Origin of the sequence: Janthinobacterium violaceinigrum, assembly GCF_009208555.1 — a bacterium.
GTDB lineage: Bacteria > Pseudomonadota > Gammaproteobacteria > Burkholderiales > Burkholderiaceae_D > Janthinobacterium > Janthinobacterium violaceinigrum.
In genome coordinates this window covers 108,516-125,492 of the sequence record NZ_WFLI01000008.1, presented here as the reverse complement: position 1 = coordinate 125,492, position 16,977 = coordinate 108,516, and the positions used below count along the sequence as shown (strand labels likewise).

At 60.7% G+C, this 16,977-nt stretch carries 13 protein-coding genes; 7 read left to right on the top strand and 6 right to left on the bottom strand.

The features are described from left to right. Positions 1-21 precede the first annotated feature (21 nt). On the top strand, positions 22-660 hold the full coding sequence (locus GCN75_RS09310) for a hypothetical protein (protein ID WP_152282277.1): 639 nt from the start codon (positions 22-24) through the stop codon (positions 658-660). Here the strand turns inward: GCN75_RS09310 and GCN75_RS09305 are convergent. Continuing rightward, complete coding sequence (locus GCN75_RS09305) at positions 657-1,409, bottom strand: metallophosphoesterase family protein (protein WP_152282276.1); 753 nt, start codon at positions 1,407-1,409, stop codon at positions 657-659. The genes GCN75_RS09310 and GCN75_RS09305 overlap by 4 nt on opposite strands. Beyond that, positions 1,406-1,978: a GNAT family N-acetyltransferase gene (locus GCN75_RS09300; RefSeq protein WP_152282275.1), complete on the bottom strand. Its 573-nt coding sequence runs from the start codon at positions 1,976-1,978 to the stop codon at positions 1,406-1,408. Before GCN75_RS09300 ends, GCN75_RS09305 begins: the two co-directional genes overlap by 4 nt. A 175-nt stretch (positions 1,979-2,153) precedes the next feature. On the opposite strand from GCN75_RS09300, the gene GCN75_RS09295 reads away from it, so the two are divergent. Beyond that, a complete protein-coding gene (locus GCN75_RS09295; RefSeq protein WP_152282274.1) occupies positions 2,154-3,002 on the top strand; it encodes a porin family protein in 849 nt (282 codons plus the stop codon). Between the two features lie 6 nt (positions 3,003-3,008). On the opposite strand, the gene GCN75_RS09290 is transcribed toward GCN75_RS09295, so the two are convergent. Further along, positions 3,009-3,497 carry a GNAT family N-acetyltransferase gene (locus tag GCN75_RS09290; RefSeq protein ID WP_152282273.1) on the bottom strand — a complete coding sequence of 163 codons (489 nt, stop codon included), beginning with the start codon at positions 3,495-3,497 and terminating at the stop codon, positions 3,009-3,011. A gap of 276 nt (positions 3,498-3,773) precedes the next feature. Between GCN75_RS09290 and GCN75_RS09285 the strand changes: the two genes are divergently transcribed. The 3 genes from GCN75_RS09285 (at position 3,774) to GCN75_RS09275 (ending at position 8,881) form a co-directional block, all read left to right on the top strand. Next, positions 3,774-4,691 (top strand): ABC transporter ATP-binding protein, encoded by a 918-nt coding sequence (locus tag GCN75_RS09285; protein ID WP_152282272.1) that lies wholly within the window; start codon positions 3,774-3,776, stop codon positions 4,689-4,691. A gap of 9 nt (positions 4,692-4,700) precedes the next feature. Then, positions 4,701-8,282: an ABC transporter permease/M1 family aminopeptidase gene (locus GCN75_RS09280; protein ID WP_152282271.1), complete on the top strand. Its 3,582-nt coding sequence runs from the start codon at positions 4,701-4,703 to the stop codon at positions 8,280-8,282. A 182-nt stretch (positions 8,283-8,464) separates the two neighbouring features. Next, on the top strand, positions 8,465-8,881 hold the full coding sequence (locus GCN75_RS09275; protein WP_226941221.1) for a hypothetical protein: 417 nt from the start codon (positions 8,465-8,467) through the stop codon (positions 8,879-8,881). Here GCN75_RS09275 and GCN75_RS09270 read toward each other — a convergent pair. Together GCN75_RS09270 and ssb are read right to left on the bottom strand one after the other, a co-directional pair. Continuing rightward, on the bottom strand, positions 8,878-9,360 hold the full coding sequence (locus GCN75_RS09270; protein ID WP_152282270.1) for a DUF1203 domain-containing protein: 483 nt from the start codon (positions 9,358-9,360) through the stop codon (positions 8,878-8,880). The genes GCN75_RS09275 and GCN75_RS09270 overlap by 4 nt on opposite strands. 192 nt (positions 9,361-9,552) lie before the next feature. Beyond that, positions 9,553-10,062: a single-stranded DNA-binding protein gene (gene ssb / locus GCN75_RS09265; protein ID WP_034781209.1), complete on the bottom strand. Its 510-nt coding sequence runs from the start codon at positions 10,060-10,062 to the stop codon at positions 9,553-9,555. A gap of 392 nt (positions 10,063-10,454) precedes the next feature. On the opposite strand from ssb, the gene uvrA reads away from it, so the two are divergent. Both uvrA and GCN75_RS09255 read left to right on the top strand, forming a co-directional pair. Further along, entirely contained in the window at positions 10,455-13,304 is a 2,850-nt protein-coding gene (gene uvrA / locus GCN75_RS09260) for an excinuclease ABC subunit UvrA (RefSeq protein ID WP_152282269.1), read from the top strand. A 104-nt stretch (positions 13,305-13,408) separates the two neighbouring features. After that, positions 13,409-14,587 carry a hypothetical protein gene (locus GCN75_RS09255; RefSeq protein ID WP_152282268.1) on the top strand — a complete coding sequence of 393 codons (1,179 nt, stop codon included), beginning with the start codon at positions 13,409-13,411 and terminating at the stop codon, positions 14,585-14,587. 207 nt (positions 14,588-14,794) lie between these two features. Here the strand turns inward: GCN75_RS09255 and GCN75_RS09250 are convergent, their stop codons facing one another. Continuing rightward, complete coding sequence (locus tag GCN75_RS09250; RefSeq protein ID WP_152282267.1) at positions 14,795-16,666, bottom strand: phosphoenolpyruvate carboxykinase (GTP); 1,872 nt, start codon at positions 16,664-16,666, stop codon at positions 14,795-14,797. Between the last annotated feature and the right edge of the window lie 311 nt (positions 16,667-16,977).

Below are 16,977 nucleotides of genomic sequence, written 5' to 3'. Positions count from 1 at the left end.
TTGATAATTTATTGATTCGCAATGAAAAAACCTGTCTTCCTCTTTTCCCTGTTGCTCAGTACCGCCAGTTTTGCCCAGGATGCCGTCACCACCGAGGCGCCCGCGCCTGTTGCCGCCGACGCGGCCAGCACGCCGGCCGTCTCGCCGGCATCCACCATCAGCCGCCTGCGCCTGTTCGGCCAGAATGGCGCCACGGCTTTCCTGTACCGCGACAGCAGCTGCATCCGCGGCATGTTCAGCGATGGCGTGGAAAAAGCCAGCGGCGGCATGAGTTCCGCCTTCGGCTCCCTGATCGGCAGTGTCAGCAATGTCAGCCTGGGCATCCCGGAAACGGAAACGTCGCAGAATCTGGCGCGCAAGGATGGCTTTTTCTCGAAAGCATATTTCCGCGAATATGAGATTCCCGCCGGCAAGCCCAGCAGCCTGCGCCTGGGTTTCCAGGACGTTTCGCCGTTTTACGTGGCCAACGGCGTGCGCTTTGACAGTGTGTCGCCCAGCTGCCATGGCGACATCACCTTCACGCCGCGCGCCGGCGAGGACTACGAAGCGGCGTTCTCGTGGGAAGGCAAGCGCTGCAGCATCAGTATCAACCAGGTGATCGCCAAGGAAGGCAAGACAACGCTGGTACCCGTGCCCGTCACCCGCGCCTCGAGCTGCTAAGCAACTTCAGGCGGTCCCACGCGGCCCGTGCGCAAGGGCACGACCCAGTCGGGCCGGCCGTTCGCCAGCGCCAGCCGGGCCGCCTGTTCCCAGTCATACGCCACCGCATGCAACTGCGCCGCCCAGGCGCCGTCCGCGCCCCGTTCCACGATGGCATAACGCGCGTGGGGCGTGCCGTTTTCCATCACGTGCGGATAACCATGGTCGTCGTCGTACGCTTGCAAGCCCACGCTGCCCGGGTTGACGATCAGCCGTCCATCGGGCAGGCGCACCTGGCGCGGCATGTGCGTGTGGCCGCACAGTATCAGGGCCGCATCGGCCGTGCCCGCGCGTTCGGCCACTTCATCCGGCGTGGCGGCGCGGCTGCCTTGCGGCGTGACGCTGTCGAGAAAATATACGAGGTCGCTTTGCGGCGTGCCATGCACGAGCAGCACATCCTTGCTCAGACGCAAGGTGGCAGGCAGCGCCGCTATCCACGCGAGTTGTTCAGGTAACAGTTGCGCGCGCGCAAAGGCGTCCGATACACCCATGCGGACGGGGTCGCCGAACAATTGCCGCTCATGGTTGCCGCGGATGGTGGGCAAGTCCAGCGCCATCAGGCGCGCCGCCGTGGCGCGCGGCTGCAGATGGCCCGAGACGATATCGCCGAGATTGACGATCACGTCCACGCCACGCAGGGCGATGTCGGCCAGCACGGCATCGAGCGCATCGAGGTTGCCGTGGATATCGGAAATGGCGGCAATTTTCATGGTGTGATTCCCTCCCGTGCGCACCATTCTGCGCGCGTCAACCGATACAGGCAATGCGTGCGCAAACGGTGACCCGGCGGCAGGGCCGGATGCTCGAACGTGGCCGCATCGCGATGCATGCCCAGGCGCGCCATCAGCGCACTCGAGCGCACGTTGGGCAAGGCCGTAAACGAGACGATTTCCGGCAGGTGCCAGCGTACAAACCCCGCCTGCAAGGCGGCCTGCGCCGCTTCCTGCGCGTAACCCTTGCCCCAGTGCTCGAAGGCCAGGCGCCAGCCGATTTCCACGCACGGCGAGCACGGCAGTTGCACGGTGGGAATATGCAGTCCCGTCATGCCGATGAAGGCATCGTTGTCGCGCAAGGACACGGCCCACAATCCCCAGCCCCGCTCGGCGATGAGGCTGCGGCAACGCTGCGCCATGGCGTCGCTGGCCTCGCGCGACAGGGTAGCGGGAAAGCAGGCCATCACGCGGTGATCCCCATTCAGCTCGGCAAAAGGCAGCAGGTCGCTGTCGCGCCATTGGCGCAGCAGCAAGCGCGGCGTCGTCAGTTCGATGATCTGTTGCATGTTTTTCCTCTCTTGACTGGCGGTGACATTGGGTAGGACAAGTCCGACGACCAGTTGCGTCGTGCGGCTACGTAATTCAAAAGTAACAATTGCTACCATTTCCTCATTGCATTACCGCATAAGGCCAGCCGCCCCGACGTCGCGGCCCGTTCACTTTATTTTGAGGAGTAGCCCCATGTTTGCCACGCCCGTCCCCGCCCGCCTGTCCCCACCACGCTTGCGCCATCTTGCCTTGCGCAGCGCCATGATGCTGGGCGTACTGGGCGTCGCCACGGCCGCCGCCACCGCGCGGGCGGAACCGTCGCCCACGCTGGATCGCGTCAGCATCTCGGTGGGGGCATTTTCCGCCGATCCGCGCATCAATATCGGTGCCGACACGCAGTTTGGCCGCATCGACGCGCCCGAATCCAAGCAGAGCCACACCACCATTCCCCGCGTCAAAGCGGACTTGCTGATCGGCGACCGCCACGGCCTGGCATTCGACTACTACCGCTACGACAAATCCTACACGCCAAGCCTGACTGGTGAAACCATCATCAATGGCCAGCCCGTCACGGGCACGGCCACGGCAAATGCGGACCTGAAGCTGGACCTGGCCAAGCTCGCCTATAAATGGTGGTTGGGCAGCGGCAACGACACCTTCGGCATCGGCCTGGGCGCCGCCTACTATCACGCCAACCTGAACGGCACGGCCACGGGCATCGTCAATGGCGAGACAGCCACGGCGCGCGATTCCATCGGCGAGCACGCGTTTGCGCCGCTGCTGGAAGTGGGCTGGCGCCACGCGTTCACACCGGACTTGCGCATGTATGCGGAAGCGTCGGGCATCAAGAAAAACGGCGGGCGCATCAACGGCCACATCTACGGCGGCAATGTCGGCGTGGAATGGTTTCCGTTCAAGAACATCGGTTTCGTGGCCGACTATGGCATCTCGAAAATCAAGCTGCACCGCGATAGCGAACGCGATGCCGACCTGAACATCCGCCTGACGGGCCCCTCCGCCTACGTCAAGGTCCGCTTTTAAGGCAGTTCAGGCCGCCGGTTTCAGCACCGTCAGCTGAAACTGCGGCAAGGCCGGATCGTCGTACGCCTCGACACTGGCAAACGGCAGGCGCGCAAACGCCTGCTGCCAGAACGCGCAGGCAGCGGCATCGTCGCGGAATGTCGCCACCAGCCACGCCTGCGCGCTGCCCAGCAGCACGCGCCGCACCACTTCCAGCGCCAGCCCCCGGCGCCGGTATTTGCGCAAAATAAAAAAGTCGCTGAACTCCTGCACGGCAAGCGTGCCCGCCATGGCCGGCTCCGTGAGGTAAAAACCTGCCAGCGCGCCATCGACCTCGATCCAGTGCGCCGTGTGGCCCGGCGCATGCACATACTCGGCCAGTCCCCCGTCGCACACGTCATAGCGGCCATCGGCCAGCACGTCTTCGCCGCTCCAGGCGCTATTGTCGTAACAGTACAGCTGGAACAGCTGCGCCAGCGCCCGTGCTTCGCCGGACGCAACGGCGCGTAATGTCATGTGCTGCGCTATCGGCATGGTCCCGTCCTTCCGCCACCTGGCGTCGCTGAAAAAGGCGAGTGTAGCACCACGTCATTCATCCCTCCCTCCTGCATTTCAGCCCTGTCATTCCACTGTTGGTCGCAAAAATATTAATTTCCTTCCAATTGGCTATATATTATTGTTTTTAAGTAACATCCGCCATCGCGGCTGAAAAAAACAAGGGTGATCCCCTTCCACAGACCGGCAGACATGTATCTGCCGGCTTTCATACCCAAGCTCTGGAGAGTGCTGCACATGCTATCGATCAAACAGCTGAACAAAACGTATGCCAATGGCGTCAAGGCCATCAACAATGTCAGCCTGGAAATTCCCAACGGAATGTTCGGCTTGCTGGGGCCGAATGGTGCGGGCAAGTCCTCGCTGATGCGCACCATCGCCACCTTGCAGGATCCCGATAGCGGCAGCATCCATTTCGATGGTCTCGATGTGCTGCAGGACAAGGCCAGCCTGCGCCGCCAGCTCGGCTATTTGCCGCAGGATTTCGGCGTGTATCCGAAAGTGAGCGCGGAAACCCTGCTCAACCACTTTGCCGTCCTGAAGGGCTTGACGGAGAAGGGCCCGCGCAAGGAAGCCGTGGAAGCCTTGCTGCAGCAAACCAATCTGTGGGAAGCGCGCAAACGCAACCTGGGCACGTATTCGGGCGGCATGCGCCAGCGCTTCGGCATCGCCCAGGCCCTGCTGGGCGCGCCGCGCCTGGTGATCGTCGATGAACCGACGGCCGGCCTGGACCCCGACGAGCGCAACCGTTTCCTCAACCTGCTGGCGAAGATCGGCGAGCAGGTGGTGGTGATCCTGTCGACGCACATCGTCGACGACGTGACGGACCTGTGCCCGCGCATGGCCATGATCGTCAAGGGACAGGTGCTGGTACAGGGCGAACCGCAAGCGGCCATCGACACCCTGCACAACAAAGTCTGGCGCCGCAGCGTCAGCATGGACGAGCTGGCGCACTACCAGCAATCGCACAATGTGCTGTCGACGCGCCTGGTGGGCGGCAAGCCGCAGATCAATGTGTATGCCGACAGCCAGCCTGACAGCGGCTTCGTGCAGATTGCCCCGGACCTGGAAGACGTGTACTTCCTGCACGTGCGCAACGCTGCCCGCAGCGGCGCCGCCGCATCCGCCGCCGCGCCAGCCGCCGTTGCAGCGTAAGGGGCCGCCATGTGGAAGGAATTTTTCAAGTTTGACCTCGGCTACCAGCTGAAACAGCCGCTGCTGTGGATATTTGCCGTCATCCTGGCCTTGCTGGCGTTTGGCGCCAGCAGCAGCGATTCGATCCAGGTGGGCGGCGCCATCGGCAACATCAACCGCAACGCGCCCACCGTGGTGGCGCAGCTGCTGACAATGTTCAGCCTGCTGTCGATGTTGCTCATCACCATCTTCATCGCCGGCGCCGTGCTGCGCGACAGCGAAGTGGGCATGGCCGACATGCTGTTCGCCACGCCCATGCGCAAATGGGATTACCTGTTCGGGCGCTTCGCCGCCGGCTTCGTCGCCTGTCTGGTGATCTTTGCCGCCATCGCCCTGGCCATCATGCTCGGCCCCCTCATGCCCTGGGTCGACCCGCAGCGCGTGGGCGCATTCTCGCTGCATGCATATGCGTGGAGCTTCGGCGTGATGGTGATCCCGAACCTGCTCTTCATTGGCGCCCTGCTGATGCTGCTGGCGGCCACCACGCGCTCGATGTTGCTCGTCTACGTGGGTGTGCTGGGCTTTTTCGTGCTGTGGGGCATGGCTGGCGCCTTTACGCGCGACATCAATAACGAATGGATCGCCGTCCTGCTCGACCCGTTCGGCATGCGCTCCCTTGGCCGCATGACGCGCTATTTCACGTCCGCCGAAGCGAATGCGGGCCTGCCGTCCCTGTCCGGCTTCCTGCTGGCCAACCGTTTGCTGTGGCTAGGCATCACGGTGGTGCTGTTCGCCGCCACCGTGATCCTGTTCAAGCCGCAGCGCACGGGGACGGGAAAACGCCTGTTCGGCAAGCACAAGGCAGAGACCATCGCGCCCGCCGTGGCGGCGCCGCTGCACCTGCCGCGCAGCATGCCCGCTTTTACCCCGGCAACAGCCTGGCGCCAGTGGTGGCAAATCCTGCGCTTCGATGCGGCCGGCGTCTTCAAGAGCGTGCCCTTCCTCGTCATGCTGCTGTTTGCCGTGATCAACCTGATCACCAGCGCCAATGTCGGCAAGAACATGTATGGTACGGCCGTGTATCCGATGACGCATTTGCTGTTGCAGCAGATCAACAACAGCTTCAGTTTCATGCTCATCATCATCGTCACGTTTTATGCGGGCGAACTGATCTTCAAGGAACGCCAGGCCAGGATCGCCGACGTCAGCGATGCCATGCCCGTGCCCGACTGGGTTCCCCTGCTGGCCAAGTGCACGGCCCTGATCGGCGTCATCGCCGGCTATCTGCTGGTGGGCATCGTCGCGGCCATCGGCTTCCAGCTCGTCAAGGGCGGCGCGCCCGTGGAACTGGGCCTGTACCTGAAAGGCACCCTGCTGGGTTCCCTCTTCTTCGTGCTGATGGCCTTGTGCGCGCTCACCCTGCAAGTGCTGTCCAACAGCAAATTCATCGGCTACCTGCTGGTGATCCTGCTGATGGTGGCGCAAATGGTATTGGGCATGCTGCACTTCGAGCACAATCTGTACGCCTTCGGCGGCACGCCGGCCATCAAGTATTCGGACATGAATGGCTATGGCCACTTCCTGACCGGCTGGGCCTGGTTCGCGCTGTACTGGAGCCTGTTCACCGTGGCCCTCGTCATGCTGGCGCAGGCGTTCTGGGTGCGCGGCCTGTCCGCCGACTGGCGTGCGCGCCTGCGCCTGGCAGGACAACGCCTGCGCGGCCGTGCGGGCGCCGCGCTGGCCCTGGTCCTGCTGTGCTGGGCAGGCACGGGCGGCTGGATCTTCTACAACACGAACGTGCTGAACCAGTACGAAACGGCGAACATCGGCATGGACAAGCAGGCGCGCTACGAAAAGTTGTACAAGCAGTACCAGCACTTGCCGCAATTAAAAATCACGGACGTCCAGGCCGATGTGGATATCTATCCTGAGCAACGCAAAGTGTTGATCAAGGGTCACTACGTGCTGCAAAACAAGACGCAGCAGCCGCTCGATACCCTGCGCATCCAGCGCAACCCGGACCTGGAAACACGCTGGTTGAACTTGCCCGAGCACAAGGTGACGCTGGACGACAAGGAACTGGGCTTCAGCATCCTCAAGCTGGCGCAAGCGCTGGCGCCCGGTGCCACCCTGCCGCTCGATTTCACGGTGGCCGTCACGCATCAGGGCTTTACCAACAGCGGCACGCCGGACCAGGTCAACCTGAACGGCAGCTTCTTCAACAACCAGGCCTTTTTCCCCCACTTCGGCTATGCAAAGGAAATGGAGTTACTGGATCGCAATGAGCGCCGCAAGCGGGGCCTGGGCGAGCCGCAGCGCATGGCCAAGTTGGAAGACCGCTCCGCGTATGACAACACGGTGCTGGGCGGCGATGCGGACTGGATCCATTTCGACACCACCGTGTCCACCAGCGGCGAGCAGATCGCCCTGGCGCCCGGCTATCTGCAGAGCAGCTGGGAAAAGGATGGCCGCCGCTACTACCGCTACAAGATGGACCAGCCGATGCTGCCGTTTTTTGCGTATCTGTCGGCGCGCTGGGAAGTCAAAAAGGGCGAGTGGCATGGCTTGCCGATCGAAGTTTATTTCGACAAAAAGCATGGCTACAACACGGACCGCATGATCACTTCCGTGCAAAAGTCGCTCGACTACTACAGCACCGAGTTCACGCCCTACCAGCACAAGCAGGTGCGCATCCTGGAGTTTCCCGCCTACCAGAGCTTCGCGCAGTCGTTTGCGAATACGATTCCGTATTCGGAAGGCATCGGCTTCATCGCCGACCTGCGCAACAAGGATGACATCGACTATGTGTTTTACGTCACGGCCCATGAAATGGCGCACCAATGGTGGGGCCACCAGGTCATCGGCGCCAATGTGCAGGGTGCCACCATGCTGATGGAATCGCTGGCGCAATATTCGGCCTTGATGGTGATGGAAAAGGAATACGGCCGCGACAAGATGCGCCGCTTCCTGCGCTATGAACTGGACCGCTACCTGAGCGGGCGCGGCGGCGAAGCCATCGAGGAATTGCCGCTGGCGCGCGTGGAAGGACAGCAATACATCCACTACAACAAGGGCAGCCTGGTGTTCTACCGCCTGCGCGACGAGATCGGCGAGCAAGCGCTGAACCGTGCCCTGAAACGCTATCTGCAGGACAAGGGCTACCAGCAGGCGCCGTTTACCACCTCGCAGGAACTGCTGGCCTACATCCGCGCCGAAACGCCGCAGGACAAGCAGGCGCTGATCACGGATCTGTTCGAGAAGATCGTTTTCTACGACAACCGCGTGACGCAGGCGACGGCCGTGCAGCGCAAGGATGGGCAATGGGATGTCACCATGCAACTGCACCTGGCCAAGCTGGAATCCGACGGCAAGGGCAAGGAAAGCCCGCGCGCCTATGACGAGCCGGTGGAGATCGCCATCTTCGCACGCGCGCCGGGCGCCAAGGAGAAAGACGAAAAAGTCCTGTTCACGGACAAGCGCGTGTTGTCCGGCAACGACCCGGTGGTGACGATGACGGTGAAGGAAAAACCGTTTGAAGTGGGCGTCGACCCCTACAACAAGATGATCGACCGCGTCCCGCGCGATAACCGCAAGGAAATCACGATCAATTAAACCTTGAGTTAACGCAAACAGGCCGCGCATTCCAGGAGTGCGCGGCCTGTTTTTTTGCGTGTTGAAGCGTGGGCAATACTGGCCCTGCGCACGCTGCCGTACAGGCCCATGGCAGCAGCTGGCGTAAGATGGATGGCAGCACCATCGACTGGTTTTGATCTACAGATAAAGGGGAATAGCATATGCCGTATCGTCACCTGCCCATGCGCGCCAGCCTGCTGCTGGCGGCACTCATTTTCACCACGCCGGCCTGGAGCGCGGACCCCGTCCACAAGGAAACAGTGGCACTGACCGCAGGCACAAGCGCGCACAGCGTGAAAGGCAAGATCAAGGGCTACGCCACGGCCGAATACACGGTGACCGGCAAGGCGGGCCAGACCCTCAGCGTCAAGCTGAAAACCAATCAGCCGTCGAATTACTTCAACATCCGCCAGGCTGGCCACGATGACGCCCTGTTCACCGGCTCGAGCAGCGGCAACAGTTACCAGGCCAAACTGCCGGCCGATGGCGAGTACACGGTGCAGGTATATCTGATGCGCAATGCGGCGCGCCGGAATGCGGTGGCGGCGTACACGCTCGATATCGGCTTGCGCGATTAGACGAGGGAGCCGCCTACCCGGTCGATGCGGGCCGCATAACAGCCCCGCTTGGCATTGTGGGCGTGAATATAACTGACGTCCGTATTATCAAACAGCTGCGCAATGACGTCCTCCACGGCGTTGCCATCCACCACCTCGGCATCGAGCATCATGCCATCGGCCGAATAGGCACGCAGCGACAATAGACGCCGCCGCATCGATGCCGGCACCTGGTTGACGGCATCGTAGGCGTGCGTGGCGCCCTCGCGGACAAAAATGGCGTGGGAAGCCCGGTAAGGCGTCGCGGCGGGCTGGCAGACGTGATTCAGCAACAACACGGTCTCGCCCAGGTCGGCATCCACCAACCCTATACGGTCAGGAAATCCCGGATGTTGGTCGACCACATGGCGTTGTATGCCGAGTGCCGTTAACTGGGCATCGGACAAGGAAAAAAGGGGCAAAAAAGGCTCGGGTGACAGCCCCGTGATGCGAAAATCCATGCTGTTCTCCGGTGTCGTCAAAACCACCATCAGACCAGCATCGGGGCAGCGCTGCCACCCGTTTCTTGCTGTGGCATGGAACTGTGCGCCCCGGATCGCCTTCTACAACCCGTACAGATGAAAAAGCCTGCTTCACGGATGAAGCAGGCTTTTTATCGGCAGTGCCTGACGGCAAGCGTCAGAACGGCGTACTTAGAACGGAATATCGTCATCCATATCCGAGAAATTCGGTGCTGGCTTCGGTGCCGGGCGTGGCGCCGGTGCCGGGGCGGGACGCGGGGCTGGTGCCTGGCGTGGGGCCGGGGCTTCGTAGCCGCCGCCACCGCCGTAGCTGTCATCGCCACCGCCGGCGTCGCCGCCCATGCCGGAACGGCCGCCCAGCATTTGCATCTGTTCCGCGATGATGTCGGTTGCGTACTTCTCGACGCCGTCCTTGTCCGTGTATTTACGGGTTTGCAAACGGCCTTCGACGTAGACGGACGAACCTTTTTTCAGGTATTGGCCGACGATTTCCGCCAGGCGGCCGAAGAACGAGATACGGTGCCACTCTGTCAATTCTTTTTGTTCGCCCGTGTTGCGGTCCTTCGATTTGTACGAAGTGGCCACGGCGATGTTGGCGATCGCGTCGCCGCTAGGCATGTAGCGGATTTCCGGGTCACGGCCCAGATTGCCGACGATGATGACTTTGTTGACTGATGCCATGAATAACTCCTGATGAACTGCGGCGGGAGCCAAAACTCGCGCGCGTTAGATTTTTTACTAAACGACGATTATAAGCGAGTCGCCCGCGCAATGCGACTTCCGTTTCAGGCACAGGTCTTGCCATGCATTGAACGTTGCACGGTATAAATTTTTTCTGCTGCGAGAAAAACAGCAAGATTGAATACTGGTATTATATACAGTGTTTAACCCTCTGAACGCATCTGTATCAAACTTTATCGGGGCACGTTCCCCTGGCGGCGCAATCCGCCCAAGGGCGCCTCAGGCATGCAGAACAAAACCCGGCTATAGTAACAGGTTGACCCGTTGTGGCCACTCATCCGTATCCTGGCCCGATGCGCCGGCCGCACACTCACTGAAAGCAAGGCAATCACATGGAACAGATCCGCATTCGCGGCGCTCGCACGCATAACCTCAAGAATATCAGTCTCGATTTGCCGCGCAATAAGCTGATCGTGATTACCGGCTTGTCCGGCTCCGGCAAGTCTTCGCTGGCCTTCGACACCTTGTACGCGGAAGGCCAGCGCCGCTACGTCGAATCGCTGTCGGCCTACGCGCGCCAATTCCTGCAATTGATGGAAAAGCCGGACGTCGACCTGATCGAGGGCCTGTCCCCCGCCATCTCCATCGAACAGAAGGCAACTTCGCACAACCCACGCTCGACCGTGGGCACCGTGACGGAAATCCACGATTACCTGCGCCTGCTGTACGCACGCGTCGGCACGCCCTACTGCCCCGACCACCCGGAAAACGCGCTGGCGGCCCAGTCCGTGTCGCAAATGGTCGATGCCGTGTTGGCCATGCCGGAAGACACCAAGCTGATGATATTGGCGCCCGTCGTCGCCAACCGCAAGGGCGAACACGTGGACCTGTTCGAGCAGATGCAGGCGCAGGGCTTCGTGCGCTTCCGCGTGCAGAGCGGCACGCATGCGGCCAAAATCTATGAAGTCGATGACCTCCCGAAATTAAAGAAAACGGAAAAACACACGATCGATGTCGTCATCGACCGGGTCAAGGTGAACCAGGACATCAAGCAGCGCCTGGCGGAAAGTTTCGAGACGGCCCTGCGCCTGGCCGACGGCCGCGCCATTGCCTATGAAATGGATACGGCCCAGGAACACGTGTACTCCAACAAGTTCGCTTGCAATGTGTGCGGCTATTCCCTGCAGGAACTGGAACCGCGTTTGTTCTCGTTCAACAACCCCATGGGCGCCTGCCCCGAATGCGACGGCCTGGGCCACATTGAATTCTTTGACCCGAAACGCATCGTCGCGTTCCCGAACCTGTCGCTGGCCTCGGGCGCCGTCAAGGGCTGGGACCGCCGCAACCAGTTTTATTTCCAGATGCTCACGAACTTGGCCGCCTTTTACGAGTTCGACCTGGACACACCGTTCGAGCAGTTGGACTTGAATTCGCAGCAAGCCGTGCTGTACGGTTCCGGCAAGCAAGTCATTCCCTTCAGCTATGTCAACGAACGGGGCCGCACCGTCATCAAGGAACACACGTTCGAAGGCGTGGTCAACAATCTGCAGCGCCGCTACCGCGAAACGGACTCGATGGCCGTCAAGGAAGAACTGGCCAAGTTCATCAATGAAAAATGCTGCCCCTCATGCGATGGCGCGCGCCTGCGCGTGGAAGCGCGCTTCGTCAAGGTAGGCACGGGCAAGCAGCAGCGCGCCATCTATGAAGTGGCGGAAAAACCGCTGCGCGAAACGCTGGAATTCTTTGAAAAACTGAAGCTGACGGGCGCCAAGAAAGAGATCGCCGACCGCGTCGTCAAGGAAATCATTTCGCGCCTGAAATTCCTCAACAATGTGGGCCTCGACTACCTGTCGCTGGACCGCAGCGCCGACACCTTGTCCGGCGGCGAAGCACAGCGTATCCGCCTGGCATCGCAGATCGGCTCCGGTTTGACGGGCGTCATGTATGTGCTCGATGAGCCGTCGATCGGCTTGCACCAGCGCGATAATGACCGCCTGATTGAAACGTTAAAGCACTTGCGCGACATCGGCAACAGCGTGCTGGTGGTCGAGCACGATGAAGACGCCATCCGCACGGCCGACTACATCGTCGACATGGGCATCGGTGCGGGCGTGCACGGCGGCGAAATCATCGCCGAAGGCACCCTACAAGACATTTTGAAGAACAAGAAATCGCTGACGGCGCAGTACCTGAACGGCAAGCTGAAGATCGCCGTACCGGCCAAGCGCCACGCCAGCAATCCTGAAAAGCAATTGGTGATCACGGGCGCAACGGGCAATAACCTGAAAAAAGTGTCGCTGAGCTTGCCGGTAGGCTTGATGACGTGCGTGACGGGCGTGTCCGGCTCCGGCAAGTCGTCGCTGGTCAACGATACCTTGTATCCGGCCCTGTCGCGCCATCTGTACGGTTCGCAGACGGAACCGGCGCTGCACGACTCGATCAGCGGCCTCGAACACTTCGACAAGGTTATTTCCGTCGACCAGGCGCCGATCGGCCGCACGCCGCGCTCGAACCCCGCCACCTACACGGGTTTGTTTACGCCAATCCGCGACCTGTTCTCCACCGTGCCGACGGCCAAGGAACGGGGCTACAGCGCGGGCCGCTTCTCATTCAATGTGAAGGGCGGACGCTGCGAAGCGTGCCAGGGCGATGGCGTGATCAAGGTCGAGATGCATTTCCTGCCCGACGTGTATGTGCCGTGCGACGTGTGCCACGGCAAGCGCTACAACCGCGAAACCCTGGAAGTGCAATACAAGGGCAAGAACATCACGGAAGTGCTGGGCATGACGGTGGAAGAGGCGCATGAATTCTTCAAGCCCGTGCCATTGATCGCGCGCAAGCTGCAAACCCTGCTCGACGTGGGCCTCGGCTACATCAAGCTGGGCCAGAGCGCCACCACCCTGTCCGGCGGCGAGGCGCAGCGCGTGAAACTGTCGCTGGAATTGTCCAAGCGCGACACGGGCCGTACCCTGTACATCCTCGATGAACCGACGACGGGCTTGCATTTCCACGACATCGATTTGCTGCTCAAGGTCATCCACCGCCTGCGCGACCAGGGCAACACCCTCGTCATCATCGAGCACAACCTGGACGTCATCAAGACGGCCGACTGGATCGTCGACCTGGGCCCCGAAGGGGGTGCCGGCGGCGGACAAATCATCGCCACGGGCACACCGGAAGACGTGGCCATCAATCCGGCCAGCGTGACGGGTAAATACCTGGGGCCGCTGCTGAAGCAGTAAGTTCCAATTTCCCTCACGCTCCCCCGGCCAGTTGTCTTGCCCGGGGGATTTTTCTATGGGAAACTATCTTGCTCGGCAATCAAGCCGTTTCTTCAAGAGAGACCATGCAAACCAGACCATCGCCATGTACCTGGACCCGCTGCGTGGCGCTGACCTGTTTGCTGCTGCCGGGCGCTGCACTGGCCTGTTCCTGCATGGCGGATGAGCGAGGAAAATTCCTGCATGTATCAGCGGCAACAAGCGCCAGTTCCGCCACCATCAGCTTGCCTGCCAATGCGCGCGGCGTCCTGTTTCTCCCTGAAACATATCCCGATTACGTACTCAGAGATGAAGGAAGGTATAGCATAGTCAGGCTACCCGTCGCCCTGTCCACGAAGAATTTTCGTATCCAGGAGCATGGTGTGGGTCGAAAGCTGACACCGGTCGTGGTACGGCTGCGCGTGGAAAAGCAAATGGGGCAACAACTGCAAGGCTATTATCTGGCGAGCCCAGAAATGCAGCAATGCACGGGACAGAAAAACGCTTCCCTGCCGATATGCCGCAGCTTGAACGCCGCGACCGAGGATTGGAACGAACAGGAGCAACAACGAACTGGCGACAAGATCAAGCGCTTCGCCCTGCAGCAAGGCTTGCGCGACATCAGCGAGGAAGTCGATGCAGCCTACGGCTTGTATCGGATCGAGGCCCGCGAGGGCTTCAAGCCCGGCAAACAATATGATATTGAATACCACGATGGCGCACGGCGCCTGCAACTTGCATTGCGCATGGAATCGCTACCGTTGAGTCTGAACCAGCCCGCCCCGTTTGCGATCCATCCGCAGGGGGCACCGGGGCGTGAAATCCTGCCCATGGCGAGCAACGACGGCAGCTGCGGCAGGCGGATCAAGGTAGCAACCCAGCCATTGCGCCTGGTACTGCCGCCGTCCTACGAGCCGCATGCCTCACTGCTCCTATATTTCATGCAGCAAAAATTGCAGCAGGCAGATCAACAACACATGGCGGCGGCAGGACAATTTACTCCATTTCATTATTGGCCGGCCCTGTGCACCAGTATTGCCTACGGTGGCAGCTTTCATGGCGAAGGACGCGAACTGGCAATCGGTGATTGCCAGTCGCCCGCGCCACGCCAGGTGAAAGCGTTTGCCGGCGTGCTGGAAGTAGAGGACCGCCTGCACGAAACGACGCTACTGCCGATATCCTTTCCGGCAGCAAAACTTGGCCAATGCCCGAAAATGAAAGATGACATCAATCTGCGCTATTTCGTGCCGGCCATGTTTCGCTGAACCCAAAAAGCCACAAAAAAACGGCGCGGATTGCTCATGCAATCCGCGCCGTTTCTCTTTTTGCTAGCACCCCAGTCATTGCCGGCGTGTCATTTATCGCACGCCAGTCTTTGCCGGCGTGTTTCTCCCCCCACTACAACTCTCCACACCTGACAAGCTGCTGCGCGGCGCGCTAGGCTGGTCAGGTGCTGCTTGATGCGCACTTACTTATGCACCCAGCCGCTTTTCCAGCGCAGCCTTGTTGTCTGCCAATTCTTGCGGCAGATGATACGCGAGTTTTTCAAACAACTCCGTATGCAATTTCAATTCTGCCACCCATGCAGCCTTGTCGATCGAGGTGATGGTGTCGAACTGTTCCTGCGTGAATGGCAAGCCATCCCAGTTCAGGTCGCCATACTGCGGCGTCGTGCCGAACAGGTTTTCCACGCCACCGGCCTTGCCTTCGATGCGGTCCAGCATCCACTTCAGCACGCGCATATTGTCGCCAAAACCAGGCCAGACGAACTTGCCTGCCTCGTCCGTACGGAACCAGTTGACGCAGTAGATCTTCGGCAGGGCGGCCGGGTTGACTTTGCCTACCTTGACGCCCATGTCCAGCCAGTGCTGGAAGTAATCGCTCATGTTATAGCCGATAAACGGCAGCATGGCAAATGGATCGCGGCGTACGACGCCCATCTGGCCCACGGCAGCCGCCGTCGTTTCGGAACCCATGGTGGCAGCCATGTAGACGCCTTCGACCCAGTTGCGCGCTTCCGTGACGAGCGGCACGGTGGTGGAGCGGCGGCCACCGAAGATGAAGGCCGAGATCGGCACGCCGGCCGGATCGTCCCAGGCGCCGTCGATCACTGGGTTTTGCGTTGCCGCAACAGTGAAGCGCGCGTTCGGGTGCGCAGCCTTGGTGCCGGACGCCGGCGTCCAGTCCTTGCCCTGCCAGTCGATCAAATGGCTAGGCGCTTCCTTGGTCAAGCCTTCCCACCACACGTCGCCGTCGTCCGTCAGCGCCACGTTGGTGAAAATCGTGTTGTCGCGCATGGACGCCATGCAGTTGTAATTGGTCTTTTCGTTCGTGCCCGGCGCCACGCCGAAGTAGCCCGCTTCCGGGTTGATCGCGTACAGGCGGCCATCGGCGCCCGGCTTGATCCAGGCGATATCGTCGCCGATGGTGGTCACTTTCCAGCCGTTAAAACTTGCCGGCGGAATCAGCATGGCGAAGTTGGTCTTGCCGCAAGCCGACGGGAACGCTGCCGCCACGTAGTGCTTCTTGCCTTCCGGCGATTCCACGCCGAGGATCAGCATGTGTTCGGCCAGCCAGCCCGGGTTGTTGTCCGATGCTTGCGCTTCCTGGTAGCCCATGTTCGAGGCGATGCGCAGGGCGAAGCATTTCTTGCCCAGCAAGGCGTTGCCGCCGTAGCCCGAACCGAAAGACCAGATTTCACGCGTTTCCGGGAAATGCACGATGTACTTGGTGCTGTTGCACGGCCATTTCACGTCTTGCTGGCCGGCAGCCAACGGTGCGCCCACGCTGTGCACGCACGGCACGAACTCGCCGTCGGTGCCCAGCACGTCGTACACGGCACGGCCCATGCGGGTCATGATCTTCATGTTGACGGCGACATACGGCGAATCGGACAGTTCCACGCCGATGTGCGCGATGGGCGAACCCAGCGGGCCCATCGAGAAGGGCACGACATACATGGTACGGCCGCGCATGCAGCCATCGAACAGACCGTTCAGGGTGTGGCGCATCTCGCCAGGCTCGGTCCAGTTATTCGTGGGGCCGGCCGCTTCTTTCGTTGCCGAGCAGATATAGGTACGGTCTTCGACGCGGGCCACGTCGCTCGGGTCGGAGCAGGCCAGGTAGGAATTCGGGCGCTTTTCCGCATTCAGTTTTTTCATGGTGCCACTGGCAACCATCTCGGCGCACAGGCGCTCGTACTCTTCTTGCGAGCCGTCGCACCAGTAGATGCGGTCCGGCTTGGTCAGCGCGGCAATGTCGGCCACCCAGTTGATCAGTTTCTGTTGTTTAATATAAGCTGGGACGTTGAGTGCGGCGACGCCACCCATGACGGGCTGATTCATATTACCTCCAATACCAATAAAAGAAATTCTGGTCGTTCCGGCAAGACAGGCAGCATCGTCGAGAGGTGGCTGCGGCTCACTGCAGGCGGCGTGTTCACGCGGACAGGGCTCTGGTGTCGTTTACCTGGATCATGCACCCAGGTTGCAGGAACAGTTTGCGCTATAACTATAATCAGGAAGCTTCAAAAGTGCCGGCGATTGTACACCCGCATAACGGCTATTCTCGCAAAAATGTAGGAGAATAGCTTGACTAATGTAGTAGGCTATTCAGCATTTCCCGTATCCTGTTATTTCCCTACCAAATCCTTACT